This window comes from Chloroflexus aurantiacus J-10-fl (assembly GCF_000018865.1).
Classification (GTDB): Bacteria; Chloroflexota; Chloroflexia; order Chloroflexales; family Chloroflexaceae; genus Chloroflexus; species Chloroflexus aurantiacus.
Genome location: NC_010175.1, coordinates 3,206,421 through 3,230,199 on the forward strand (window position 1 = coordinate 3,206,421; position 23,779 = coordinate 3,230,199).

40 protein-coding genes are annotated in these 23,779 nt (G+C 55.7%); 39 read left to right on the forward strand and 1 reads right to left on the reverse strand.

Annotated features, from left to right (window positions below; translation table 11 throughout):
• Window positions 1-34: 34 nt before the first annotated feature.
• Complete coding sequence (locus CAUR_RS12390; protein ID WP_157866444.1) at window positions 35-313, reverse strand: hypothetical protein; 279 nt, start codon at window positions 311-313, stop codon at window positions 35-37.
• A 110-nt stretch (window positions 314-423) separates the two neighbouring features.
• On the opposite strand from CAUR_RS12390, the gene rpsL reads away from it, so the two are divergent.
• From rpsL to rsmD, 39 genes are all read left to right on the forward strand, one after another.
• Window positions 424-864 (forward strand): 30S ribosomal protein S12, encoded by a 441-nt coding sequence (gene rpsL, locus CAUR_RS12395; RefSeq protein WP_012258226.1) that lies wholly within the window; start codon window positions 424-426, stop codon window positions 862-864.
• Between the two features lie 12 nt (window positions 865-876).
• A complete protein-coding gene (gene rpsG / locus CAUR_RS12400; RefSeq protein ID WP_012258227.1) occupies window positions 877-1,350 on the forward strand; it encodes a 30S ribosomal protein S7 in 474 nt (157 codons plus the stop codon).
• Window positions 1,351-1,415: 65 nt separating this feature from the next.
• Window positions 1,416-3,524, forward strand: a complete 2,109-nt coding sequence (fusA, locus tag CAUR_RS12405) for an elongation factor G (RefSeq protein WP_012258228.1) — start codon at window positions 1,416-1,418, stop codon at window positions 3,522-3,524.
• A gap of 25 nt (window positions 3,525-3,549) precedes the next feature.
• The gene (locus CAUR_RS12410; RefSeq protein ID WP_012258229.1) at window positions 3,550-4,473 is read left to right on the forward strand and encodes a class I SAM-dependent methyltransferase; all 924 of its coding nucleotides are present in this window, start codon (window positions 3,550-3,552) and stop codon (window positions 4,471-4,473) included.
• 46 nt (window positions 4,474-4,519) lie between these two features.
• Window positions 4,520-5,725 carry an elongation factor Tu gene (tuf, locus tag CAUR_RS12415; RefSeq protein ID WP_012258047.1) on the forward strand — a complete coding sequence of 402 codons (1,206 nt, stop codon included), beginning with the start codon at window positions 4,520-4,522 and terminating at the stop codon, window positions 5,723-5,725.
• A gap of 62 nt (window positions 5,726-5,787) precedes the next feature.
• A complete protein-coding gene (gene rpsJ / locus CAUR_RS12420; protein ID WP_012258230.1) occupies window positions 5,788-6,096 on the forward strand; it encodes a 30S ribosomal protein S10 in 309 nt (102 codons plus the stop codon).
• 110 nt (window positions 6,097-6,206) lie between these two features.
• Window positions 6,207-6,839 carry a 50S ribosomal protein L3 gene (gene rplC, locus CAUR_RS12425; protein WP_012258231.1) on the forward strand — a complete coding sequence of 211 codons (633 nt, stop codon included), beginning with the start codon at window positions 6,207-6,209 and terminating at the stop codon, window positions 6,837-6,839.
• A gap of 12 nt (window positions 6,840-6,851) precedes the next feature.
• Window positions 6,852-7,520 (forward strand): 50S ribosomal protein L4, encoded by a 669-nt coding sequence (gene rplD / locus CAUR_RS12430; RefSeq protein ID WP_012258232.1) that lies wholly within the window; start codon window positions 6,852-6,854, stop codon window positions 7,518-7,520.
• A 2-nt stretch (window positions 7,521-7,522) separates the two neighbouring features.
• Window positions 7,523-7,807: a 50S ribosomal protein L23 gene (gene rplW, locus CAUR_RS12435; protein WP_012258233.1), complete on the forward strand. Its 285-nt coding sequence runs from the start codon at window positions 7,523-7,525 to the stop codon at window positions 7,805-7,807.
• A gap of 75 nt (window positions 7,808-7,882) precedes the next feature.
• Window positions 7,883-8,707 (forward strand): 50S ribosomal protein L2, encoded by an 825-nt coding sequence (gene rplB / locus CAUR_RS12440; RefSeq protein ID WP_012258234.1) that lies wholly within the window; start codon window positions 7,883-7,885, stop codon window positions 8,705-8,707.
• 233 nt (window positions 8,708-8,940) lie between these two features.
• Window positions 8,941-9,228, forward strand: coding sequence for a 30S ribosomal protein S19 (gene rpsS, locus CAUR_RS12445; protein WP_015909214.1), 288 nt, complete (start codon window positions 8,941-8,943; stop codon window positions 9,226-9,228).
• Between the two features lie 91 nt (window positions 9,229-9,319).
• On the forward strand, window positions 9,320-9,661 hold the full coding sequence (gene rplV, locus CAUR_RS12450) for a 50S ribosomal protein L22 (protein WP_012258236.1): 342 nt from the start codon (window positions 9,320-9,322) through the stop codon (window positions 9,659-9,661).
• Between the two features lie 15 nt (window positions 9,662-9,676).
• Window positions 9,677-10,408, forward strand: coding sequence for a 30S ribosomal protein S3 (rpsC, locus tag CAUR_RS12455; protein ID WP_012258237.1), 732 nt, complete (start codon window positions 9,677-9,679; stop codon window positions 10,406-10,408).
• Complete coding sequence (gene rplP, locus CAUR_RS12460; protein ID WP_012258238.1) at window positions 10,395-10,850, forward strand: 50S ribosomal protein L16; 456 nt, start codon at window positions 10,395-10,397, stop codon at window positions 10,848-10,850. The genes rpsC and rplP overlap by 14 nt, the downstream gene beginning before the upstream one ends.
• Window positions 10,837-11,043 carry a 50S ribosomal protein L29 gene (gene rpmC, locus CAUR_RS12465; RefSeq protein WP_012258239.1) on the forward strand — a complete coding sequence of 69 codons (207 nt, stop codon included), beginning with the start codon at window positions 10,837-10,839 and terminating at the stop codon, window positions 11,041-11,043. The genes rplP and rpmC overlap by 14 nt, the downstream gene beginning before the upstream one ends.
• 18 nt (window positions 11,044-11,061) lie before the next feature.
• Entirely contained in the window at window positions 11,062-11,331 is a 270-nt protein-coding gene (gene rpsQ, locus CAUR_RS12470; protein ID WP_012258240.1) for a 30S ribosomal protein S17, read from the forward strand.
• A 2-nt stretch (window positions 11,332-11,333) separates the two neighbouring features.
• A complete protein-coding gene (rplN, locus tag CAUR_RS12475) occupies window positions 11,334-11,702 on the forward strand; it encodes a 50S ribosomal protein L14 (protein ID WP_012258241.1) in 369 nt (122 codons plus the stop codon).
• Complete coding sequence (gene rplX, locus CAUR_RS12480; RefSeq protein WP_012258242.1) at window positions 11,702-12,034, forward strand: 50S ribosomal protein L24; 333 nt, start codon at window positions 11,702-11,704, stop codon at window positions 12,032-12,034. The genes rplN and rplX overlap by 1 nt, the downstream gene beginning before the upstream one ends.
• A gap of 54 nt (window positions 12,035-12,088) precedes the next feature.
• Window positions 12,089-12,631: a 50S ribosomal protein L5 gene (gene rplE / locus CAUR_RS12485; protein WP_012258243.1), complete on the forward strand. Its 543-nt coding sequence runs from the start codon at window positions 12,089-12,091 to the stop codon at window positions 12,629-12,631.
• A gap of 56 nt (window positions 12,632-12,687) precedes the next feature.
• Window positions 12,688-12,873, forward strand: coding sequence for a type Z 30S ribosomal protein S14 (locus CAUR_RS12490; RefSeq protein WP_012258244.1), 186 nt, complete (start codon window positions 12,688-12,690; stop codon window positions 12,871-12,873).
• Between the two features lie 55 nt (window positions 12,874-12,928).
• Window positions 12,929-13,330, forward strand: coding sequence for a 30S ribosomal protein S8 (gene rpsH, locus CAUR_RS12495; RefSeq protein WP_012258245.1), 402 nt, complete (start codon window positions 12,929-12,931; stop codon window positions 13,328-13,330).
• 18 nt (window positions 13,331-13,348) lie between these two features.
• Window positions 13,349-13,912: a 50S ribosomal protein L6 gene (gene rplF, locus CAUR_RS12500; protein WP_012258246.1), complete on the forward strand. Its 564-nt coding sequence runs from the start codon at window positions 13,349-13,351 to the stop codon at window positions 13,910-13,912.
• A gap of 90 nt (window positions 13,913-14,002) precedes the next feature.
• Entirely contained in the window at window positions 14,003-14,365 is a 363-nt protein-coding gene (gene rplR, locus CAUR_RS12505; RefSeq protein WP_012258247.1) for a 50S ribosomal protein L18, read from the forward strand.
• A 29-nt stretch (window positions 14,366-14,394) separates the two neighbouring features.
• Complete coding sequence (rpsE, locus tag CAUR_RS12510) at window positions 14,395-14,931, forward strand: 30S ribosomal protein S5 (protein WP_012258248.1); 537 nt, start codon at window positions 14,395-14,397, stop codon at window positions 14,929-14,931.
• The gene (rpmD, locus tag CAUR_RS12515; protein WP_012258249.1) at window positions 14,931-15,128 is read left to right on the forward strand and encodes a 50S ribosomal protein L30; all 198 of its coding nucleotides are present in this window, start codon (window positions 14,931-14,933) and stop codon (window positions 15,126-15,128) included. The genes rpsE and rpmD overlap by 1 nt, the downstream gene beginning before the upstream one ends.
• A complete protein-coding gene (gene rplO, locus CAUR_RS12520) occupies window positions 15,125-15,637 on the forward strand; it encodes a 50S ribosomal protein L15 (protein ID WP_012258250.1) in 513 nt (170 codons plus the stop codon). Before rpmD ends, rplO begins: the two co-directional genes overlap by 4 nt.
• A 54-nt stretch (window positions 15,638-15,691) precedes the next feature.
• Entirely contained in the window at window positions 15,692-17,044 is a 1,353-nt protein-coding gene (gene secY, locus CAUR_RS12525; protein ID WP_012258251.1) for a preprotein translocase subunit SecY, read from the forward strand.
• A 147-nt stretch (window positions 17,045-17,191) separates the two neighbouring features.
• Window positions 17,192-17,860, forward strand: a complete 669-nt coding sequence (locus CAUR_RS12530; RefSeq protein WP_012258252.1) for an adenylate kinase — start codon at window positions 17,192-17,194, stop codon at window positions 17,858-17,860.
• A gap of 12 nt (window positions 17,861-17,872) precedes the next feature.
• Window positions 17,873-18,094 (forward strand): translation initiation factor IF-1, encoded by a 222-nt coding sequence (gene infA / locus CAUR_RS12535; RefSeq protein ID WP_012258253.1) that lies wholly within the window; start codon window positions 17,873-17,875, stop codon window positions 18,092-18,094.
• A gap of 48 nt (window positions 18,095-18,142) precedes the next feature.
• Window positions 18,143-18,259: a 50S ribosomal protein L36 gene (gene rpmJ, locus CAUR_RS12540; protein ID WP_012258254.1), complete on the forward strand. Its 117-nt coding sequence runs from the start codon at window positions 18,143-18,145 to the stop codon at window positions 18,257-18,259.
• A gap of 96 nt (window positions 18,260-18,355) precedes the next feature.
• Window positions 18,356-18,739: a 30S ribosomal protein S13 gene (gene rpsM, locus CAUR_RS12545; RefSeq protein ID WP_012258255.1), complete on the forward strand. Its 384-nt coding sequence runs from the start codon at window positions 18,356-18,358 to the stop codon at window positions 18,737-18,739.
• A gap of 20 nt (window positions 18,740-18,759) precedes the next feature.
• Entirely contained in the window at window positions 18,760-19,170 is a 411-nt protein-coding gene (gene rpsK / locus CAUR_RS12550) for a 30S ribosomal protein S11 (protein WP_012258256.1), read from the forward strand.
• A 193-nt stretch (window positions 19,171-19,363) separates the two neighbouring features.
• A complete protein-coding gene (gene rpsD / locus CAUR_RS12555) occupies window positions 19,364-19,984 on the forward strand; it encodes a 30S ribosomal protein S4 (RefSeq protein ID WP_012258257.1) in 621 nt (206 codons plus the stop codon).
• 44 nt (window positions 19,985-20,028) lie between these two features.
• Window positions 20,029-20,985, forward strand: a complete 957-nt coding sequence (locus CAUR_RS12560; RefSeq protein ID WP_012258258.1) for a DNA-directed RNA polymerase subunit alpha — start codon at window positions 20,029-20,031, stop codon at window positions 20,983-20,985.
• Window positions 20,986-21,000: 15 nt separating this feature from the next.
• Window positions 21,001-21,351, forward strand: coding sequence for a 50S ribosomal protein L17 (rplQ, locus tag CAUR_RS12565; protein ID WP_012258259.1), 351 nt, complete (start codon window positions 21,001-21,003; stop codon window positions 21,349-21,351).
• Complete coding sequence (gene truA, locus CAUR_RS12570) at window positions 21,351-22,187, forward strand: tRNA pseudouridine(38-40) synthase TruA (RefSeq protein ID WP_012258260.1); 837 nt, start codon at window positions 21,351-21,353, stop codon at window positions 22,185-22,187. Before rplQ ends, truA begins: the two co-directional genes overlap by 1 nt.
• A gap of 5 nt (window positions 22,188-22,192) precedes the next feature.
• On the forward strand, window positions 22,193-22,627 hold the full coding sequence (rplM, locus tag CAUR_RS12575) for a 50S ribosomal protein L13 (protein WP_012258261.1): 435 nt from the start codon (window positions 22,193-22,195) through the stop codon (window positions 22,625-22,627).
• 90 nt (window positions 22,628-22,717) lie between these two features.
• On the forward strand, window positions 22,718-23,116 hold the full coding sequence (rpsI, locus tag CAUR_RS12580; protein WP_012258262.1) for a 30S ribosomal protein S9: 399 nt from the start codon (window positions 22,718-22,720) through the stop codon (window positions 23,114-23,116).
• Between the two features lie 83 nt (window positions 23,117-23,199).
• Window positions 23,200-23,778, forward strand: coding sequence for a 16S rRNA (guanine(966)-N(2))-methyltransferase RsmD (gene rsmD / locus CAUR_RS12585; protein ID WP_012258263.1), 579 nt, complete (start codon window positions 23,200-23,202; stop codon window positions 23,776-23,778).
• The last annotated feature ends 1 nt before the right edge of the window (window position 23,779 follow it).

Here is a 23,779-nt window from a genome sequence, read left to right on the forward strand (position 1 = left end):
CATCACGCGCTGAATAGGTTGCCTTGATCGCTTATCATCCGCGTGTGGCGTAGTTTGGAGTGCGGCAGCCATGCTGCCGCGCCAGCCGTACACACGATCCGGCACGTGTCACGTCGTTGACCCGGCTGGTCACGCGGAGGCCAGGTTTGCTCGTCATGAACATCGAATCGAGTGGCAATGAAGAAGATACCTTCTCGTAGATGTTTTTTGAAATAGGTTCTAAACCTATCCACAGTGTTTGACAAAGCCCGAAGCCGGTGCTATACTCCATAACTGCTGCGAAGAAATGCGCAGCGAAATCTTTGTGCGCCATGCGGCCCACTTCTAAGGCGCAGTGGCATACTGCGACCAGATCTTTGGGCCAGTTATTATTTTGTCTGCAAGAGATTGTTGTTAGCAGGCCGGTTTGAAGGAGAGCATTACATGCCGACCATTAACCAACTTGTTCGGAAGCCGCGCAAGCCGGTGGTAAAGAAGACCAAAGCCCCGGCCCTGCGCTTCACCTACAACTCGCTGAAGGGGAAGCTGACTCGCGGCCGCGGATCGCCACAAAAGCGCGGCGTCTGCACGAAAGTGACCACCATGACGCCGAAGAAGCCTAACTCGGCGCTGCGGAAAATCGCTCGCGTGCGGCTCTCCAACGGCCTTGAGGTGACGGCATACATTCCCGGTGAGGGTCACAATCTGCAAGAACACTCGGTTGTGCTGATCCGCGGCGGTCGTGTGAAGGATTTGCCCGGTGTGCGCTACCACATCGTTCGCGGTACGCTTGATACCCAGGGTGTGAATGGGCGCAAGCAGGGTCGCAGTAAGTACGGTACGAAGAAGAACCAGCCGGTTGGCAAGGGTGGTGGTAAGAAGTAGGAGAGGTGCGTTATGCCCCGTCGCGGTAATATTGAACGACGACCAATTCCACCTGATGCACGCTACAATAGCGTTCTCGTTCAGAAATTTATTAATAAAGTCATGGAGCGCGGCAAGAAGAGTCTTGCCGAGCGCATCGTGTATCAGGCGCTTGATCTGGCTGCCGAGCGGCTTAAGAAGCCGCAAATGGAGATTTTTGAGCAGGCGCTGCGGAATGCCAGCCCTTCAATTGAAGTGCGACCGAAGCGCGTTGGCGGTGCTACCTACCAGGTGCCGGTTGAAGTTAAGAGCGACCGTCGCTATTCGCTGGCTATGCGCTGGCTGTTGATGTCGGCTCGTGCTCGCACCGGTAAGCCGATGGTTGAACGCCTCGCTGCCGAGTTGATCGATGCCTATAACAATACCGGTACGACGATTAAGCGTAAGGAAGATGTCCATCGCATGGCGGAAGCCAACCGTGCTTTCGCTCACTATGGCCGGCTCTAATCCCGGCTATCGGCAAGATGTTTATGGCAACTACGGTTGCCTCACGTTAGGAGTATGTGACGGGTATGCCACGTCAGATCGAACTCGACAAGGTACGCAATATCGGCATTATCGCCCATATTGACGCGGGTAAGACCACAACGACCGAGCGGATTCTGTTTTATACCGGCCGCACGTATAAGATCGGTGAGGTTCACGAAGGTACCGCGACAATGGACTGGATGCCGCAGGAGCAGGAGCGCGGGATTACGATTACCGCCGCTGCGACGACTGCGCCCTGGCGCCTGGACGGCGTAGAGTATCGGATTAACATTATCGATACTCCCGGCCACGTCGATTTTACTGTAGAGGTGGAACGATCACTGCGCGTGCTCGATGGCGGCGTCGTCGTGTTCGACGGCGTGGCTGGTGTTGAACCTCAATCAGAAACGGTTTGGCGACAGGCCGATAAATACAATGTGCCGCGCATCTGTTTTGTTAACAAGATGGATCGCGTCGGTGCCAGCTTCGAGCGCTGTGTGCAGATGATTAAGGATCGCCTCGGCGCGAAGCCGGCTATCGTCCAGTTGCCGATTGGGGTTGAGGACTCGTTCCGCGGCACCATCGACCTCTTCAAGATGAAGGCCACGGTCTATTACGATGACCTTGGTAAGGATATTCGCGAAGAGGAGATCCCTGCCGAACTGCGCCCCGCTGCCGAGCAGGCTCGCAATGAGTTGATCGAGATGATCGCCGAAACCGACGATGAGTTGACGCTGCTCTACCTCGAAGGGCAGGAGTTGACCGTCGAAGAGCTGAAGCGCGGTCTGCGCAAGGCGACTATCGAGCGCAAGCTGGTGCCGGTGCTCTGTGGTGCGGCGTTGCGTAATAAAGGTGTGCAGAAGCTGCTTGATGCAGTGGTTGAATATCTGCCGTCGCCGCTCGACCGCCCGGCTATTACCGGTACGCTCCCCGGTCAGGTGATGGGTGATGAAGGGGTTGAGGTTATTACTCGCCCGGTCAGTGACGACGCACCATTCACGGCGCTCGTTTTCAAGATTGTCGCCGATCCGTATGTTGGGAAGCTGGCCTACTTCCGCGTCTACGCCGGTAAAATCACCAAGGGTTCTTACGTCCTGAATTCGACCCGCAATCAGCGTGAGCGCCTTGGCCGTATCCTGCGCATGCATGCCAACCATCGCGAGGATATTGAAGAGGTGTATGCCGGCGAAATTGCCGCAATGGTCGGCCCGAAGAATTCATACACCGGTGATACAATCTGTGACCCCGACCATCCGATTGTGCTCGAAAGCATCCGCTTCCCTGAACCGGTGATTGAGCTGGCTGTCGAGCCGAAGACGAAGGCCGATCAGGATAAGATGTCGATTGCTCTCAGCCGCCTGGCTGAAGAGGACCCGACCTTCCGTGTCTACACCGATCCGGAGACCGGTCAGACGATTATCAAGGGTATGGGCGAGCTTCACCTCGAAGTGATCCTTGACCGGATGCGCCGTGAATACAAGGTCGAGGCGAATCAGGGTAAGCCGCAGGTCTCTTACCGTGAAACGATTACGATCCCGGTCGATCAGGAGACGCGCTTTGTGCGCCAGACTGGTGGTAAGGGTCAGTACGGTCACGTGAAGATCAAGTTTGAGCCGCTGCCTCCTGGAAGTGGCTTCGAGTTCGTGAATGCCATCGTTGGTGGTGTCATTCCGAAAGAGTACATTCCCGCCGTCGAGCAGGGTTTGCGTGAAGCGATGCAGACCGGTGTAATTGCCGGCTATCCGGTGGTTGATGTCAAGGCCACGCTGTACGATGGTTCGTACCACGAGGTCGACTCATCGGAAATGGCCTTTAAGATCGCCGCCTCGATGTGTCTGAAAGATGCTGTGCGTCGCGGCAAACCGCAATTGCTCGAACCGATCATGAAGGTTGAGACGGTCACTCCCGAAGAGTTCCTCGGTACGGTAATCGGCGATTTCAACTCTCGCCGTGGTCGGATCGAGGGAATGGAGGCCCGCGGTAATGCGCAGGTGGTTCGTGCCTTCGTGCCGCTGGCAAATATGTTCGGTTATATGACCGATCTCCGTTCGGCAACGCAGGGTCGGGCAACGTCGTCAATGGAATTCGACCATTACGAGCCGCTGCCTGAAGCGTTGGCGAAGGAGATTATCGAGAAGCGTAGTGCGAATTAGTGAGGGGATCGGGGACGGTCGCCCCGTGCGGTCGTCCCTTTTTTCGACGACGATGGAGCTGCGCCTGTTAACACCGCCGCGCTGGGCCGATTATGAGCTGCTCGATTCAGGGCACGGTGCCAAGCTGGAGCGGTTCGGGCCATACGTGTTGGCCAGACCGGAAACACAGGCGATTTGGACGCCCCGCTTGCCGGCGTCCGCGTGGCAGCAGGCCGATGCAACCTTTCGTCGTTCGCGTGGCGAAGACGGGCCAGGCGAGTGGCATCAACACCATTCCTTGCCCGAACGCTGGCCACTTGATGCCAATGGGGTTCGTTGCTGGGTTCGTCTGACACCGTTTCGTCATACTGGTGTCTTCCCGGAACATAGTGCCCATTGGGACTGGCTGGCTCGCCAGGTGCAACGCCGCTCGCAACCGCGAGCACTGGTATTGTTTGGATATACTGGCTTGAGTAGCCTGCATCTTGCGCGCTGTGGTGCTCACGTTACCCACGTTGATGCTTCTAAGCCCGCAGTGCGTTGGGCACAAGAAAATCAGGCGCTGGCCGAACTGACGGATCGCCCCATCCGGTGGCTGATCGATGATGTCGGTAAATTTGTTGCCCGTGAATTGCGGCGTGGTAATCGGTATGATCTGATCTTGCTCGACCCGCCAGTCTTCGGGCGTGGGCCAAACGGTGAAATCTGGCGCTTACACGAACAATTACCGCATTTGCTGGCCCAATGCGCTCGTTTGCTGAGCCAGCAACCACTCGGAGTGTTAGTGTGCGCCTATGCAACGACTATTTCAGCGTTGACCATCGGTAATTTGCTTGCAGAGACGATGGCACCGTTTGCCGGTTATGTGAGTGCTGGTGAGTTGGCAATTCCTGAACAAACAACGCATCGGCTGCTACCAACCGCTATCTACGCCGCCTGGTCTGATCGGGAAATAGCCATCTCTGGCTGATGATAGGGATTAAGTAGATCGCGCAAGAACGCGGAGGAATCAAACAATGGCCAAGCAGAAATTCGAGCGGACGAAACCGCACATTAACGTCGGCACCATCGGTCACGTTGACCACGGCAAGACGACTCTGACCGCTGCGATTACCAAGGTGTTGTCGCTCAAGGGTGCAGCTCAGTTTATGGCGTATGACCAGATCGACAACGCCCCCGAAGAGCGCGCCCGTGGCATTACGATTGCCATTCGCCACGTCGAGTATCAGACCGACAAGCGCCACTATGCGCACGTCGACTGCCCCGGTCACGCCGACTATATCAAGAATATGATTACCGGCGCGGCCCAGATGGACGGCGCCATTCTGGTGGTGAGCGCTCCCGATGGCCCGATGCCGCAGACCCGCGAGCACATTCTGCTCGCCCGCCAGGTGCAGGTGCCGGCCATCGTGGTCTTCCTGAACAAGGTCGATATGATGGACGACCCGGAGCTGCTGGAGCTGGTCGAGCTGGAGCTGCGCGAGCTGCTTAGCAAGTACGGCTTCCCGGGTGATGAGATTCCGATTGTGCGCGGCAGCGCCCGCAACGCGCTGGAAAGCCCGAGCAAGGACATCAACGCCCCAGAGTACAAATGTATTCTGGAGCTGATGAATGCGGTGGACGAGTACATTCCAACGCCGCAGCGGGCAGTGGATCAGCCGTTCCTGATGCCGATTGAGGACGTGTTCGGGATTAAGGGCCGTGGCACGGTGGTGACGGGCCGGATCGAGCGCGGCAAGGTGAAGGTCGGTGACACGGTTGAGATCGTGGGCATGACCAACGACGCGCCGCGGCGGACGGTGGTGACCGGTGTAGAGATGTTCCAGAAGACGCTGGACGAAGGGATTGCCGGTGACAACGTCGGCTGTCTGCTGCGTGGCATTGAGCGCACCGATGTGGAGCGCGGGCAGGTGTTGTGCGCACCGGGCAGCATCAAGCCGCACAAGAAGTTCGAGGCGCAGGTCTACGTGTTGAAGAAGGAAGAGGGTGGCCGCCACACGCCATTCTTCTCGGGGTACCGCCCGCAGTTCTACATCCGCACGACCGACGTGACGGGGGCGATTGGTCTGCCGGCGGGGATGGAGATGGTGATGCCGGGCGATAACGTGGTGATGACGATTGAGCTGATCGTCCCGGTGGCTATCGAAGAGGGCTTGCGCTTCGCTATCCGCGAAGGTGGCCGCACTGTCGGTGCTGGTGTCGTAACCAAGATCCTGGATTAGCATAGCGTAAACCGGTGACGGGGGCGTGGTCTCCACCACGTCCCTGTTGATTGGAGAAAAAGATGGCTAAACAGAAAGTTCGTATTCGCCTGAAGGCGTATGACCATAAGATCCTCGATCAGTCTGCACGCCAGATTGTCGAGGCAGCCGAGCGAACAGGTGCGCTGGTTGCCGGACCTGTTCCGCTTCCTACCAAGATCGAGCGCTATAGCGTGATCCGGTCTGGTTTTATCGATAAGGACTCTCAAGAGCAGTTTGAGATTCGCACGCACAAGCGACTGATCGATGTGCTTGATCCAAGCCAGCAAACGATTAATGCTTTGATGAAACTCAATCTGCCGGCTGGCGTCGATATTGAGATTAAGTTGTAGAAGAAAATAGACGTAAGTGCTCTGATGACACTTTCGTTCTTTGTCAATCAGAGGAACGAGCGTCGGAAATGCAGCCGCTGCGCAAAGACGCACGCTGCGGAGGTGCATCAATGATTCACGGATTGTTAGGTCGTAAAATCGGGATGATGCAGTACTTCACCGCGCAAGGCATGGCCATTCCGGTGACGGTCATTGCTGCCGGTCCCTGCATCGTCACCCAGATTCGCACACCGGAGCGCGATGGCTACAGCGCTGTGCAGCTCGGTTATGAAGAAGTTGAGCCGCGCAAGCTGACCAAACCGCAACAGGGGCACCTGAAGGCATCGGGTGGCAAGATGTTGCGCTATCTGCGCGAATTCAGCGCCGATGATCCCCAGGCCCATACCCCTGGTGAAGTGGTGACGGTTGAGTTGTTCCGGCCCGGCCAGAAAGTTGACATCTCTGGCACATCAAAGGGTCGCGGCTTTGCCGGTGTCGTCAAACGTCACGGCTTCCGCGGTGGTCCAAAGACGCACGGTCAGAGCGACCGCCATCGTGCCCCTGGTTCTATCGGTGCTGGTACAACCCCGGGCCGTGTATGGAAAGGTCAACGCATGGCCGGTCGTATGGGTGGCACTCGGGTTACCATCCAGAATCTGGAGGTTGTCGAGGTGTTGCCCGAACAGAATTTGCTACTGGTGAAGGGCTCCGTTCCTGGCGCCCGCAATGGCCTGCTTCAGATCCGCAAAGCGGTGAAGGGCTAGAGGAGAAAAACGATGCAGGCAACACTCTATAATCAGGCCGGCGAACAGGTGGGCGCCATCGAGGTTAGCGATTACATTTTCGGCATTGAGCCGAACGTGGCTGTTATGCATCAATATGTTGTGATGCAAAACGCCAATGCCCGCCTTGGTACTCACAACACACGTGGTCGCGGCGAGGTAAAGGGATCAACGCGCAAGCTCTATCGCCAAAAGGGCACCGGACGTGCCCGCCAGGGTTCGATCCGTGCACCCCATCACAAGGGTGGTGGTGTAGCCCATGGTCCCCATCCACGCTCGTATCGCCTGGCTATGCCGCGAAAGATGCGTCGGCTGGGTGTACGCTCGGCACTGTCGGCGAAGTTTGCTGCCGATCAAATTCGCTTTGTTGATGAGCTGACATTTGAACGGCCGCGCACCAAAGATTTTATCGCCTTCCTCAAGGCGCACGGCCTTGCCGACAAGAAAACCCTGGTCGTGATTGATAGCAAGAGTCCGGCGAATGAAAATCTGCGCCGCTCGGCCAACAACTTGCCGCAAGTGAAAACATTGCTGGCACACTACCTCAACGTGCGTGATCTGCTGGTCTACGATCACATCGTGATGCCCAAAGCTGCCGTTGAAGTAGTGGAAAGCTATCTCGGCGAGCGCACTCGCGTGGCAACGCCGGCGCAGGAGGAATAACCATGCTGACGCCGTATGATATTCTGATCCGTCCGCTGATCACCGAGAAGAATACCAGTCTCATGGAACTCAACAAGTATACGTTTGAGGTACACCGTGAGGCAACCAAACCGCAAATTAAGCATGCGGTCGAGACGATCTTCAACGTGAGGGTTACGAAAGTCCATACCATGAATGTTCGTGGTAAACTTCGTCGGCGTGGTCGCTCGATGGGCTATACTCGCGATTGGAAGAAGGCGATAGTAACCCTTGCCGAAGGCGATCGGATCGAGATCTTCGGATCATAAATCACTGCCGGAATGAAGGTAGTGATTGGCGACGGTTCGCACTGAAGAGCCGTCGCCCGTAGAGGGAGAACAACAATGGGAGTTCGTATCTACAAACCAACCTCGGCCGGTCGCCGCAATATGTCGGTTTCGACCTTCGAGGAGATTACAAAGAAAGAACCAGAGCCACGCTTAATCGAACCGTTGCGCAAGAAAGCTGGCCGTAATAACCAGGGCCGGATTACCGTGCGCCATCGCGGTGGTGGCCATAAGCGCTTCTATCGCATTATCGATTTTAAGCGCAACAAGTTTGGCGTGCCCGCGAAGGTACAGGCTATCGAGTACGATCCGAATCGTACCGCTCGCATCGCGCTGCTGGCGTATGCCGACGGCGAAAAGCGCTACATCATCGCGCCACTTGGTCTGAAAGTCGGCGACACGGTGATGAGCGGCCCTGATGCGGAAATTCGGGTCGGCAATGCATTACCGCTGAGCGCCATCCCGCTCGGTACCCAGATCCACAATATCGAGCTTGAAATCGGGCGTGGTGGTGTGTTGGTTCGTTCGGCAGGTACTGCGGCCCAATTGATGGCTAAAGAAGGTGATTATGCCATCGTGCGCATGCCCTCTGGTGAGATGCGCATGATCCACCTGCGCTGTATGGCAACTATCGGCCAGGTTGGTAATGTTGATCACCAGAACATTCGTCTCGGCAAGGCTGGTCGTTCACGCTGGCTGGGCCGTCGTCCGCGCGTGCGCGGTGCTGCTATGAACCCCCGCGACCATCCCCACGGTGGTGGTGAGGGCCGGGCACCTCGCGGTATGAGCACGCCAAAGACGAAGTGGGGTAAGCCGGCACGTGGCGTCAAGACGCGTCACAATCCGCGCTTCGACCGTTTCATTGTTCGCCGGCGCAAGTAACGCTGTCTTGTCGGGTGATAATCGTTGTTGCCCTGCCATATCGGGCAACAACGATTGGTTGTCGGATGTGCTGAGAGTCTTTACAGTCGCCGAAACAGGTTCACGGAGACTATAAACGGGCGTGGAGAGATTGTACAACCGCTTGCGGTTAATCTCGTTGAAGCGTCAAACGTGGCTGGAGAAAGGCAGCCTTCCAGGTCTGCACTTGTCGCAGGACTGGTAAAGCAGGAACTATGTCCCGCTCGTCGAAGAAGGGGCCATACGTCGATATTAAATTGCTCGATAAAATTGAAGCGATGAACAAGGCCAATGAGAAGCGGGTGATTCGCACGTGGTCGCGCGATTCGACCATCTTCCCGCAGATGATTGGTCATACAATTGCGGTGCATGATGGCCGTCGGCACGTGCCCGTCTATATTACGGAAAACATGGTCGGGCATAAGCTGGGCGAATTCGCGCCCACACGCTTCTTCCGTGGCCATGGTGGCAAAAAGGCCGATAAGCGCGGGAAAGTGAAGTAGCTCCCGCTGATAGGCTCGATTGCATCTTACCAGAAACGTGGTAAAATAGCACGCTTGTGGTGATGCTTCGGGTAGCGATACGAGAAGAGCAATGGAAGCAAAAGCTGTTACCCGCTATGTGCGAATCTCACCATTGAAGGTTCGCCTTGTCATGGATGTTGTGCGCGGTATGAATGTCGATCGTGCGCTGGCAACTCTCCGCTATATGCCACAAAAGGCAGCACGTGAGGTTGCTCGCACTATTAAGTCGGCTGCTGCAAATGCCGAACACAACTTTGACATGGATCGCGAGTCGTTGTACATCAAGACCATCTATGCCGATCAGGGTCCGGTCTTGAAGCGCATTATGCCACGGGCGCGTGGTATGGCGAATCGCATCCGCAAACCGACCACTCACATTACTGTGGTGGTAGCCGACAGGTCGGAGTACTAGTAGAGGGAGGCTCGCTTGGGGCGCAAAGTACATCCGATTGGCTTCCGGCTCGGCTATATCAAGGACTGGCAATCGAAGTGGTTCGCCGAAGGCGAAGAGTACACTCGTCAGCTCCACGAAGATATCGAGCTGCGCAAGCTGATTAGCAAGGAATTGCAAAGCGCTGGCGTGTCGCGGATCGAGATCGAACGCTCGGCCAATAAGATCGAGATTTCGGTCTACACGGCTAAACCCGGCATTGTGATCGGGAAGCGCGGCACGAATGTTGACACGTTGAAGAGTGCATTGGAGCGCAAGACCGGGAAGAAGATTAAGCTTAATATCAAAGAAATCCATCAACCCGAACTTGACGCTCAGTTGGTCGCGGAGAGCATTGGTGAACAGATCACCAGGCGCGTGAGCTATAAGCGCGCAATGAAGCAGGCGGTTCAACGCGCCATGCGTCTTGGAGCACAGGGAGTAAAGGTGCGGTGCTCGGGTCGCCTCGGTGGCGCCGAGATGTCGCGTGTACACGAAGAGGCTGAGGGTCGCGTGCCACGCCATACGCTGCGCGCTGATATCGATTACGCCCAGGTACATGCGCACACTACCTATGGCCGGATTGGTGTGAAGGTCTGGATTTACAAGGGAGAGGTCTTCCCGAACCAGGTCGCCAAGTCCCCGGCTGAACCAGCAACGACCGCGCCCACGCCCGCTCCCGAGCGGCGTGAACGTCAGCCGAGGAGGAATAGCAATGCTTCTGCCTAAGCGCACGAAGTACCGCAAGATGCAGAAAGGGCGTAGCCCCGGCCTCTCGTACCGCGGCAACAATGTCGTGTTCGGCGAGTATGGCCTGATGGCCCTCGAACCAAGCTGGATTTCCAGCCGCCAGATCGAGGCTGCCCGTCGTGCAATTACGAACTACGTCAAGCGTGGTGGTAAGGTCTGGATCCGTATCTTCCCAGACAAGCCTGTCACCCGCAAGCCGGCTGAAACCCGTATGGGTGGTGGAAAAGGTTCAGTTGACCACTGGGTTGCTGTCGTTAAGCCTGGTCGGATCATGTTCGAGCTGGCCGGTGTTCGCGAAGATGTAGCTCATGAGGCCCTGCGTCGCGCTGCGCAAAAATTGCCGATTAAGTGCAAGGTGATTGATCGCGAAGAGCAGGGAACGATGGCAAAGCCCGAGGAGGTGAGCAGTGAAAGCGAATGAACTGCGCGCCCTCGATGATGCGCAACTGCGCGAGAAGTTGGCCGAGTATAAGGTCGAGTTGTTCAATTTGCGCTTCCAAAAGGCTACCGGCAAGTTGACCAACACGGCACGGCCGCGATTGGTGAAAAAAGAGATTGCGCGCATTCTCACCATTCTGCGCGAACGCGAGTTGGCGCAGGCTGAGCTCGGCTAACGAATTATGGAGCAGGGCATGATGACCGTAGAACAAAAGCGCAAGACGACAAAGGTGGGTCGTGTCGTCAGCGATAAAATGAACAAGACGGTAGTCGTGGCTGTGGATTATCTCAAGCCACATCCCCTCTACCGCAAGATTATTCGACGCACGAAGAAGTTTCACGCCCACGATGAAGAAAATGTCTGTAAAGTGGGTGATACGGTACGGATTGAAGAAACCCGTCCGCTGAGCCGCACAAAGCGCTGGCGGGTGGTGGAAATTCTGAAGCGTGGCGAGGAGGAATAGCCATGATCCAGCCTCAAACACGGCTTAAGGTTGCCGATAATACCGGGGCAAAAGAGATCATGTGTATCCGGGTCCTCGGAGGTTCACGGGTGCGCTACGGTCGGGTTGGCGATATTATCGTTGCCTCGGTAAAGGTTGCTACACCCGGCGGCCAGGTCAAGAAGGGCGATGTCGTCAAGGCGGTAATTATCCGCACGGCCAAAGAATATGGTCGGCCTGATGGCTCTCATATCCGCTTTGATGATAATGCAGCGGTGCTGATCGGTAAGGAAAATAACCCTCGCGGCACCCGTATCTTTGGCCCGGTGGCCCGTGAGCTGCGCGAGAAGCAGTTTATGCGAATCGTGTCGCTCGCCCCGGAGGTGCTGTGATGCATGTGAAGACTGGTGATGAAGTGCTGGTGATTGCCGGCAAAGATAAGGGGCGCCGGGGAAAAATTAAGCGCGCCCTGCCGGCTGTCAACCGGGTTGTTGTCGAAGGGATTAATATCGTTAAGCGCCACCAGAAGCCGCGTGGCCCTGGTCGCCCTGGCGGTATTATCGAAATGGAAGCGCCGCTCCACGCATCGAACGTGATGCTGATTTGTCCGAGCTGTGGCCGTGCCTCACGCACAGGCAAGCGCTTCCTTGAAGAGACTGATCACAAAGGCCGACCACGCAAGGTACGCTATTGCAAGGCCTGTGATGCTGTAATTGATAAGTAGTCTGTTCAGGGCCGGCGCAGCGGAGTCTGTCGCCAAGCCCCTGGAGAAAGCGCCATGACCGTTCGATTACGAGAAAAGTATCAGAAAGAGGTCGTCCCTGCATTGATGGAGGAGTTTAAGTTCAAATCCATCATGCAAGTGCCACGCCTCGTCAAGATTGTGGTGAATGTTGGCGTCGGCGAGGCGGTGCAGAATGCGAAGGCGATTGAAGCCGCCGTTAATGACCTCGCAACGATTACCGGTCAGAAGCCGGTAGTTACGCGGGCTAAGAAGTCGGTTGCATCGTTTAAGCTGCGCGCTGGGATGCCGATTGGGGCAATGGTTACCTTGCGCGGAGATCGGATGTACGACTTCCTGGATCGACTCTGCTCGCTGGCCCTGCCGCGAATTCGCGATTTTCGTGGTGTCAGCCGAAGCTCGTTCGATGGCCGCGGAAACTACAGTCTGGGTCTGCGCGAGCAGATTGTGTTCCCAGATATTGATTACGATAAGATCGATAAGATTCGTGGGCTAGAGGTGGCAATTGTCACCAGTGCACCGAATGATGAGCAGGCGTATGCATTGCTCAAACGACTCGGCATGCCATTTCGTGATTAGTTTGAACTAAGAGCGCATTGCGCTGACTGGTTCAACGCATTTGAGGAGGTATTCCTTTGGCTAAGAAGTCGTGGATTGTTAGGGCCCAGCGGCCACCAAAGTTTTCGGTACGCGCCTACAATCGCTGCAAGATTTGCGGTCGGTCACGGGCCTATATCCGCAAGTTCGGGATGTGCCGTATCTGCTTCCGCGAACATGCGTTGAAGGGCCTCATTCCGGGCGTCGTCAAATCGAGCTGGTGAGTGCTGTGCGGCAATCAAAAGTGCTATTGACGCCCGATTGGTGAGGAGGCATACCGTGAGTGTAAATGATCCTATCGGCGATATGCTCACACGCATTCGCAATGCGTGTATGGCACGCCATACGACAGTATCGATGCCGGCATCGAACATGAAAGAGGCGATTGCCCGCATCCTCAAGCGTGAAGGTTTTATTCGAGATTATGCCGTGATTGATGATGGTAAATCGCATAAGACCATCACGATCACGCTGAAGTATCTGCCCGACCGCCGGCCAGCCATTACTGGCTTACGGCGGGTAAGCAAGCCGGGGCTGCGCATCTATACCAAGCGTACCGACATTCCACGAGTGCGCGGCGGTCTTGGGCTGTGCATCCTGTCAACGCCCAAGGGAGTGCTCGCCGACCACGAAGCCTGGCGCGAGCGCGTCGGTGGCGAAGTGCTCTGCTACGTTTGGTAACGCGCACGGAGGAGTATCATGTCGCGAATTGGAAAACGACCGATTACCGTGCCGAAAGGTGTTCAGGTTACCATCGGCGAGCAGAATCTCGTGACGGTGAAGGGGCCGAAGGGAACCCTGAGCCAGCAATTGCATCCCGAGATGATTATTCGCCAGGAAGGGGACGTTATTACCGTACAGCGCCCCTCTGATGGGAAGTTGCACCGCGCTTTGCACGGCTTGACCCGTACCCTGATTCACAATATGGTGGTGGGTGTCACCCAGGGCTGGCAACGAGCGCTTGAAATTAACGGCGTTGGCTATCGTGCTCAGCTCGAAGGGAAAACCCTGGTGCTCAACCTGGGTTTCTCGCACCCTGTTCGTATCGAGCCACCACCGAACATTAGCTATATCGTTGGTGAACGTAAGTCGGCCAATGACCCGCTGGCTCTGACAGTTGTTGGTATTGATAAGCAACAGGTAGGTGAGGAGGCGGCACGGATCCGTAGCCTGCGCCCACCGGAGCCATACAAGGGCAAGGGCATTAAGTACGCAGAAGAGAAGATTCGCCGCAAGGCCGGGAAGGCTGGGAAGGCGAAGTAGTCGGGATAGCTGCGGTTATTGTGCCGCAGCTATCACCCCGCAGCGAGCGACAGGGGATGGAATCTCTGTCGCGGCAGTGTTGAGGATCGTATGGGAAAACGAACACCACGTGAACTCCGGCTTCGCCGGCACAATCGCATCCGAAAGCGTGTCTTTGGCACGCCTGAACGGCCACGCCTTAACGTGTTTCGGAGCCATGTTCATATTTACGCACAAGTGATTGATGATACTGTTGGTCATACGCTCGTGGCTGCTTCTACTAACGAGAAGGGATGGAGTGGCAGCCCTGAGTTGACAAAAACCCAAGAGGCAGCGCTAGTCGGTAAGCTGATTGCCGAGCGAGCGCTACAGGCCGGGATAACGAAGGTGGTCTTCGATCGCGGCGGCTATAAGTATCACGGACGGGTGAAAGCGCTGGCCGAAGCGGCCCGCGAAGCTGGTCTGAACTTCTAGTTGCCCAAGGGCAGCGTAGCGGAGGAACTGTGAAACGAGAACGTATTAACCCCGAAACGCTGGAGCTCGAGGAGCGCGTCGTCCAGATCAACCGCGTGTCAAAGGTCGTGAAGGGCGGTCGGCGCTTTAGCTTCAGTACGGTTGTTGTCGTCGGTGATGGCAAAGGCCACGTCGGTATCGGAATGGGCAAGGCGGCAGAAGTGCCGGACGCAATCCGGAAAGGCGCCGAGGCCGCGAAGCGTAATTTGATTCGTGTGCCGCTGGTGCATGCAACCGTTCCCCACGAGGTCGTGACGAAATTTGCGGCTACGAAGGTCATGTTGCGCCCGGCAGCACCTGGAACGGGTGTTATCGCAGGTCGTGGTGTCCGTCCGGTTGTCGAAGCAGCCGGAATTAAAGACCTGCTCTCAAAGGTCTACGGTAGCAACAATCCGGTAAATGTTGTGAAAGCAACATTTAAGGCGCTCAGCGAGATGACATCGCTGCACGAGATGGCGAGCCGGCGCGATATGACGCCTCAAGAGCTGATGGAGCGCCGGACACGACGGGAAACGGAGGCAGCCTGATGGGTAAGCTGCGCGTAACGTATGTGAAGAGCGCAATTGGCTATGCGCGCGACCAGAAGGAGACCCTGGCCGCGCTGGGCTTGCGCCGGTTGAATCAGAGTGTACTCAAACCGGATAATCCATCGGTGCGCGGGATGCTGTTTAAGGTGCAGCACCTCGTGAAGGTGGAAGAGGTTGAGGACGAGGTGCAGGCATGAAACTTCACGATTTACGACCCGCCGAGGGTGCGCACCGAAAGCGTAAGCGAATTGGTCGCGGCCACGGCTCGGGTAAAGGAAAAACCGGCGGTAAGGGTATGATGGGGCAAAAGGCCCGCAGCGGTCCCGGCCCTTATCGCACCTTTGAAGGTGGTCAGAACCGTCTGGTCAAGCGGATGCCCTTCAAGCGGGGCTTTGTTAATAAGTTCCGCGTTGAATATGAAGTGGTCAACGTTGGCAGCCTGGTCGATTGGCCAGTCGATCTTGAGGTCACACCCGAAACGCTCCTGGCACGCCGTCTGGTACGCCGGAAGCGAATGCCGGTGAAAATTTTAGGTGATGGTGAACTCACGCAACCACTGGTTATCAAGGCGCACAAGTTTTCGGCCAGTGCTCGCCAGAAGATCGAAGCTGCTGGTGGGAAAGCCATCGATCTCACATGGGTTGTTGAACGCCATTCACGCTCACGCGGGCCAAATCCGAGCATGCGCAATGCCCGCCAGTCGTAATCGGTCATGTGGCGAGAACCTCACAGGTTCTCGCCATTCATAGGAAGTAGTATCATGCTACAGGCTGTACTTCGTGCTATTCAGTTGCCCGATCTACGGCGTCGCATCCTCTTCACACTGGGGATGCTATTCCTGTTTCGTCTGATCGCGCATATTCCGGTACCTAACATCAATCCGACAACACTCGAGCAGTTGCGCCAGGCGCTGGCAACCAACCAACTGGCTCAGTTACTGAATCTCTTTGCCGGTGGGGCACTGGAGAATTTCTCGGTTGCAGCAATGGGGGTTTACCCCTACATTACGGCTCAAATCATTATACAGTTGCTGCAACCCTTGATCCCTGCTCTTCAGGAATTGCAGAAAGAAGGCGAACAGGGTCGTCTGCGGCTGAATCGCTATCAGTTGTGGTTGACTGTTCCGCTGGCTTATTTGCAGGCGTATGGTCAGACTCTGACCCTCGAACGCACGATTAATCCAAACAACGACCCGACACTGTCGTTGTTCCGTACTCCGTTCGATCTGGGTGCCAACTTTTTGCCCACATTTACTGTACTGACGACGATGGTCGCCGGTACCATGCTACTGATCTGGTTGGGTGAGCAGATCAATGAACGTGGTATTGGTAATGGTATCTCGATCATCATCTTCGGGGGGATTGTTTCGCGCCTACCGGGATTGATCATCCAGGGCTTCCAGATCAGCCAGGCGGGTGATTTCAGTACCATTTTGGGTCTGATAGGCTTTGTGGCAATTGCACTGTTGACAATTGTTGGTATTGTCCTGGTGCAGGAAGGTCAGCGTCGGATTCGTGTCCAGTACGCCCGACGTGTGCGCGGCAATAAGGTCTACGGTGGTCAGAGCAGCTTCATCCCGCTGAAGGTGAATTCGGCTGGTATGATCCCGTTGATCTTCGCTCAAAGCATTATCATCTTCCCTGGCATTGTGGCATCGTGGTTCTATCGCCCCGGTGCCGAAGGGATTGGGAATGCCATTGCTGGCTTTTTCTACAATACCTTTAACCCAACCGGTCAGGGTGGTGGCATTGTCTACATGACGCTGCTCTTCCTGTTGACAGTGGGATTCACCTATTTCTATACGGTTGTCATCTTCACCCAGCAGGACCTGGCCGAAAATCTACAGCGCAACGGTGGTTTTATTCCCGGCATTCGCCCGGGCAAGAAGACGGAAGAGTATTTGATGAAGGTGCTCAACCGTATTACTCTGGCCGGTGCGCTCTTCCTGGGCCTGATTGCCGTGCTTCCGTTCCTGACCCAATCGATTACCGGCGTCCAGATTGGTTTGGGTAGTACGGCGCTCTTGATCGTGGTCGGTGTTGCGGTAGACACAATGCGTCAATTAGAGGCGCAGTTGATCATGCGCGACTATGAAGGTTTTCTGACCAGATAGTCGTTGCACACAAACCGGGAAAATGTAGTACAATAAAGCTCGTTGCTCGCCGGCATGCCGGTTGGGCAGCGTCTTTGTGAGACAGGCAGATGGTCATACCGTGCAACAGATAATGTGCGGTTTTTGAAGTTGAGCGAGCGCCGAGTCATGACCAACGTTATCTTACTAGGACCACCCGGTGCCGGCAAAGGCACCCAGGCCAAAACCCTTGCCGATCGCACGGGACTTACGCATGTAGCGAGTGGCGATCTCTTCCGTGCAGCCCTACGCGAAGGGACTGAATTGGGTATGCTGGCTAAGTCCTACATGGATCGGGGGGAATTGGTACCTGATGAAGTCGTGATTCGGATGATCCTTGAACGCATTCAACAACCTGATTGCGCGTCAGGGGTTATCTTTGACGGTTTTCCGCGCACGCAAGAGCAGGCGCGGGCACTGGAAGTGGCGCTCGCCGACCACAACGCACGTATCGATGCTGTTCTCTTTCTGGCCGTACCACAAGATGTCTTGCTGCGCCGCATTGCCGGTCGGCAGACGTGCCGCACCTGTGGTGCGATCTTCAATATCTATTACTTCCCGTCGCATCGGCCAGGTATCTGCGACGCCTGCGGCGGCAAACTCTATCAACGGAGCGATGACTCGATCGAGACGGCGCAGCACCGATTAGATGTCTATTTTGCTCAGACAATGCCGCTGATTGAATACTATCAGCGACAGGGTATTCTGCACGAAATCGATGGTCAACGTGAGATCGCGCTCGTGACAGAGGCAATGCTAAAAGCGCTCAGCCCATATCTGGCTCCAGCGCAGCCGTAGGTTAGGAGACATATGTCAAAGAAGAAAGACGTCATCGAGATGGAGGGTACCATCACGGAACCATTGCCAAACGCAATGTTCCGGGTACAGCTCGATAATGGGCACGAAGTACTGGCTCACATCTCGGGCAAGATGCGGATGAACTACATTCGTATCTTGAAGGGAGACCGGGTGCTGGTTGAATTATCGCCATATGACCTGACCCGGGGACGTATTACGTATCGTTATAAGTAGGGGGCGCGACGCAGCACGGCGGCGTCCGCCGCCGCAAAGGAGGCAACAATGAAAGTGCGAGCGTCGGTAAAGCCGCGCTGCGAGTATTGCAAGGTGATTAAGCGCAAGGGCGTGATCCGGGTGATCTGCTCGCGTACACCGAAGCATAAACAGCGGCAAGGATAACAACGACTAATTGTTAACCATTCATACGGGTAAAGTGGTGCATGCTCGCCGGTATCAGTTGGCCGGCAGAGTGTATCAGGAGCAAAGAGGTCTGGCATGGCACGTATTGCCGGGGTTGATATTCCCCGCAACAAGAAGATCGAGATTGCGATCACCTACATCTACGGTATTGGGCGCTCGAACGGCATGGAGATTCTGCGCAAGGCAAATGTGAATCCAGAACGCCGGGTGCGCGACCTGACCGAAGAAGAAGTTGGGCGTATTCGCGAAATTGTTGATCGCGAATATCGGGTTGAAGGCGATCTGCGTCGTGAGGTACAGTTGAATATCAAACGCCTGATGGATATTGGCTGCTACCGGGGCCTGCGCCACCGCCGTGGTATGCCGGTACGTGGGCAGCGCACTCGCACCAATGCGCGTACACGCCGTGGGCGGCGCGGTCAGGCGATCGGTATCAAGAAGAAGGCGACCAAGAAATAGTTGCAATTAAGGAGTGAGGCATGCCCGCCAAGGGAAAAACGACTACCACGACACGCCAGCGCGGTAAGCGCCGTGAGCGAAAGAATGTGCCGCGGGGTCAGGCGCATATTCAGAGCACGTTCAACAATACAATCGTTACAATTACCGATCCGCAAGGCGCGGTCGTATGTTGGGCCAGTGCCGGTCAGAGTGGATTTAAGGGTTCGCGGAAGAGCACACCTTATGCCGCTCAGGTGGCTGCGGAGAATGCGGCACGCAAAGCAATGGAAAATGGTATGCGCTCGGTTGAGGTCTTTGTGAAAGGCCCTGGCGCCGGACGCGAAGCCGCTATCCGTTCGTTGCAGGCTGCCGGTTTGCAGATTACTGCAATTACCGACGTGACACCGATTCCACATAACGGCTGCCGGCCACCGAAGCGGCGACGGGTCTGATTGGACGTTTTCGCTGTTGTTATGCTGCACTGTGAGACGACCGCACCTGGAACCGGAGGGCTTAGTTCCCGGACGCCCACTGCGGTAGTGTCTGCCGCCGGCAGCACTGGCGCCCATCTCACAGGCTGGAACAGAGATGCGTAGCTTATAACTACGCCAGTGAAGGATTAGTGAACAAAGGATACATAAGACTATGGCGCGATATATAGGACCAGTCGGCAAGGTAAGCCGACGACTCGGCATCGGAATTACCGAAAAAGGTCTGCGCATTCTGAATAAGCGGTCGGATCCGCCGGGACAGCACGGTGCTGCGGCCCGTCGCCGGCAGTTGTCCGATTATGGCATGCAGTTGCGCGAAAAACAGAAGGCAAAATTTCTATACGGCGTCCTTGAGCGCCAGTTCCGCCGCCTGTTTGAGCAGGCATCGCGGCGTAGTGGTGTTACCGGTGAGTATCTGTTGAGTCTGCTTGAACGCCGACTCGATAATGTTGTGTATCGCCTCGGTTTTGCTACCACACGCGCTCAGGCACGGCAATTGGTTAACCACGGCCATATCGTTGTTGATGGTCGCAAAACAAATATCCCGTCGTATACGGTGAAGGTCGGCCAGGTTATTGCAGTACGCCCGCAGAGCCGTAGCCGTACCTACTTCAAGAATCTGGTTGATAGTGGTGTGCTGAATAAGCATCGGGCGCCGGAATGGCTCCGTCTTAACGCAGCCGAGCTTTCTGGAACAGTCGTTGCTTTACCACGTCGTGAAGATGCAGAGGCCGGCATTAACGAGCAGTTGATCGTCGAGTTCTATAGCCGGTAGACGCTCCCGTTTGTGGGACGTGAACAAAGAAATGGGAGGCAGCAGTGCTCGATATTGCACAACCAAAGATTGAGGTTGTTGAAGCAACTGAAACCTTTGGGCGCTTTAAAATCGAGCCGCTCGATCCGGGCTATGGGCATACGCTCGGCAATGCGCTTCGGCGCGTGCTGCTCACGGCTATTCCCGGATCGGCGATCACCCACGTGCGCATTGCGGGTGTCTATCAGGAGACGGATGTTATCCCCGGTATGACCGAGGATGTCGTGGAACTGATCTTAAACCTGAAAGGCATCCATTTACGCGGTCGCCACGAGGGAACGGTACAGGCAACGATCCAGAAACAGGGTCCGGCGATTGTGACGGCTGCTGATCTGATGTTGCCAGAAGGACTGTCGGTCGTTGACCCTACACACTATATCTGTACGCTTGAGCACGATCAGGCGCGGATTGAGATAACGGCAACGATTGAACACGGTCGCGGGTACCTGTCAGCCGATCAACGAGGTATTCTGCCGCTCGGTGAGTTTCCAATCGATGCTATCTTTACGCCCGTACCGCGGGTTAATTATGTGGTAGAAAACACTCGTATTGGACAGGCTACCGACTACGACCGGCTAATCCTTGAGGTTTGGACAAACGGTACGATACGGGCGCAGGAAGCACTTGATTACGCGGCTCGCGTCCTGGTGCATTACTACACGACGATTGCGAATTTTAACCGATTGATGGTTGAACCGGCAGCCCAACCGGAGACAAACGGGCTGGAGATACCGGCTCATGTCTATGATACGTCGATTGAGACGCTTGACCTCTCAACCCGTACCTACAACTGCTTAAAACGGGCTGAAATTACCAAAATTGGTCAAGTGCTTCAGATGGACGAGAAGGCGTTGCTCTCGGTTCGCAATCTTGGCCAGAAGTCAATGGAAGAAATTCGCGATAAACTGATCGAACGGGGTTATATTCCGCGAGTGCTTCCGCAAAGTGGAGCATCGCGCTAATACAAGGATACGACCATGCGACATCGACATGCCGGAAAATTATTGGGGCGGTCGTATGAGCATCGTAAGGCGCTCTACCGCAACTTGATGATCGCCCTGATTGAGCATAAGAAGATTAAGACAACGCTGGCAAAGGCGCGCGCTGTCCAGCCCGAAGTTGAAGCTCTCATCTCAATTGCGCGCGAAGATACACCGCATGCCCGCCGTATGGCCCTCTCGAAGCTGGCCAGCAAGGAGGCAATGCGAAAACTGTTTACCTTTGCTCCTACCACCTACGGTGGCCGGAATGGTGGGTACACCCGGATCACAAAACTGGGACCACGCCGGGGTGATGGAGCCGAGATGGCATTGATTGAGTTGATCTGATGCGCACGATTGCGCTGCTGTTAGCTTATGACGGCACCGATTTTGCCGGGTCGCAATGGCAAACTGACATCCGAACTGTGCAGGGTGCCCTGGAGTCGGCATGGGAAGCGTTGACGCAAGAGCGGCGTCGGATTGTGCTGGCAGGCCGAACCGATGCCGGAGTTCACGCGACTGGTCAGGTCGCTCACGTCCAGACCACAACGCGCCACAATTTACAAACAATCTGGCGCGGTTTGAACGCTCACCTGCCGGTTGACCTGGCCATTCAGAATGTCGGGGAAGCAGTACCAGATTTTCACGCTCGCTTTAGTGCGATCCAGCGTGAGTATCGTTACCTGATAGACTGTGCAGCAGCGCCGTTGCCACAACTTCGCCATCAAGTCTTGCACTACGCAGGTACACTTGATGTGGCGGCAATGACGGCAGCGCTCAAATTGCTGGAGGGAACGCACGATTTTGCTGCATTTACAACAGCAACGCCTGCCCAACGTTCTACCGTTCGCACCATGTATTGGACGCGGGTTGGGGATTATGAATGGTTTGAGCGGCGTTTACTGGCTATCGAAGTAGCGGCAAATGCATTCCTCCAGCATATGGTGCGGATGATCGTCGGTACGCTCTTGCTGGTTGGGCGTGGGCGGATGACCGTCGATCAGTTTGGAGAGGTGTTGGCGAGTCGGGATCGCCGCCTGGCTGGTCCAACGGCGCCGGCTCACGGCTTAACATTAACGGCAGTACGCTATCCGCCTGGCCTGATCCGCTGGGTGGAACCTTCAAAACGGCAAAATGGCACGACGAAGGTCGAACAGCCTTCGTCCTACGTACACGAGGAATAGGTGCTGTGAAGACCTATCATCAAAAACCAACAGAAGTGCAGCGTGATTGGTATGTCATCGATGCGAGTGGTAAGGTGCTCGGTCGGCTGGCAACACAGATCAGTACACTGCTGCGCGGCAAGCACAAACCAACTTTCACGCCGTCAATTGACGGTGGTGATTTCGTGATCGTGGTGAACGCTGAGAAGATCGTATTGACCGGACGCAAACCGGATCAAAAAATCTACTACCGCCACACCGGTTATCCGGGTGGTATCAAGGCGACACCGTACAAAATGATGCTGGCAAAGCATCCTGACCGCATTCTGCGCCTCGCGGTGAAGCGCATGTTGCCAAAAAACCGCATGGGTCGCCGATTGCTAAGTAAGCTGCGCATCTACGCCGGGCCGAACCACCCGCACGCGGCGCAGCAACCAAAACCCTATATCCCACGCTGGTAAGGTTGTGGGTCGCTGAGTGGGAAACAATTGCGTTCCGTGTGCAGATTATGAAGTAGCACCATCGTGGTGCACAGGTGGTGAGGAGAAGGAATGGAAGGCAAGCGCTATTATCAGGGCACCGGCCGCCGCAAGACTGCGGTGGCACGGGTACGCCTCTTCCCCGGTAGTGGGGATTTTATCGTCAATGGGAAAAAGCCGGAGGAGTACTTCGGCCGTCGTGAGCTGTTCCAGCACGAACTTCGCTTACCACTGGTGTTGACGAATCACCTCAACACCTTCAATGTGCTGGTAAAAGTGAAGGGTGGCGGCATTTCAAGCCAGGTTGGCGCTGTTCGCCATGGCATTGCTCGTGCGTTACTGGACTATGATAGCGAATTGCGGCCAACGCTCAAGCAGGCTGGCCTGCTGACCCGCGACCCACGAATGAAAGAGCGGAAGAAGGTCGGTCTCAAGCGTGCGCGCAAGGCGCCCCAGTACACCAAGCGTTAAACGGTGCGTGTCAGGGAATGCTGTAGAAGGCAGACGGTTTGCAGAACAACCGTCTGCCATCCGTTATATACTGCGACGGCAAGATGCGAGTCATTACCGGCAAAGCTAAAGGGCATCGCTTAAAAGCACCGAAAGGACTGGGTACACGCCCGATGCTTGATCGGGTAAAGGAAGCACTCTTTTCAGTGCTGGAAGGGTATGGCCCAATCCGTGGGTCGGTGCTCGATCTGTATGCTGGTACGGGATCGCTCGGCATCGAATGTCTGTCACGTGGTGCTGATAGTGCTGATTTTGTCGAACGAAATGCCCATGTTTGCTCAATTATTGCCGATAACTTGCGGCATACTCGTTTCGAGCAGCAAGGCCATATCTACCATATGCCGGTAGATCGCTTTCTTCATCGGCAGCGTGGCATTGGACGCTATGATATAATCATCATGGATCCTCCATACGCTGATCCGACAATCGAGGCGACAATGCAACTCGTTGCGAGCAGTGGCGTCGGCAAGGAAGGGAGCTTGTTAATTGTCGGGCATTCACCCCGTGTTGAACTGGATGATGACTACCCTGGTCTGCACCGAATCAAATTTCGACGACTGGGTGATTCGTGCTTTTCGATCTACGAATTGACATCCATGAACACGTCCGAAACACAACAGTAAC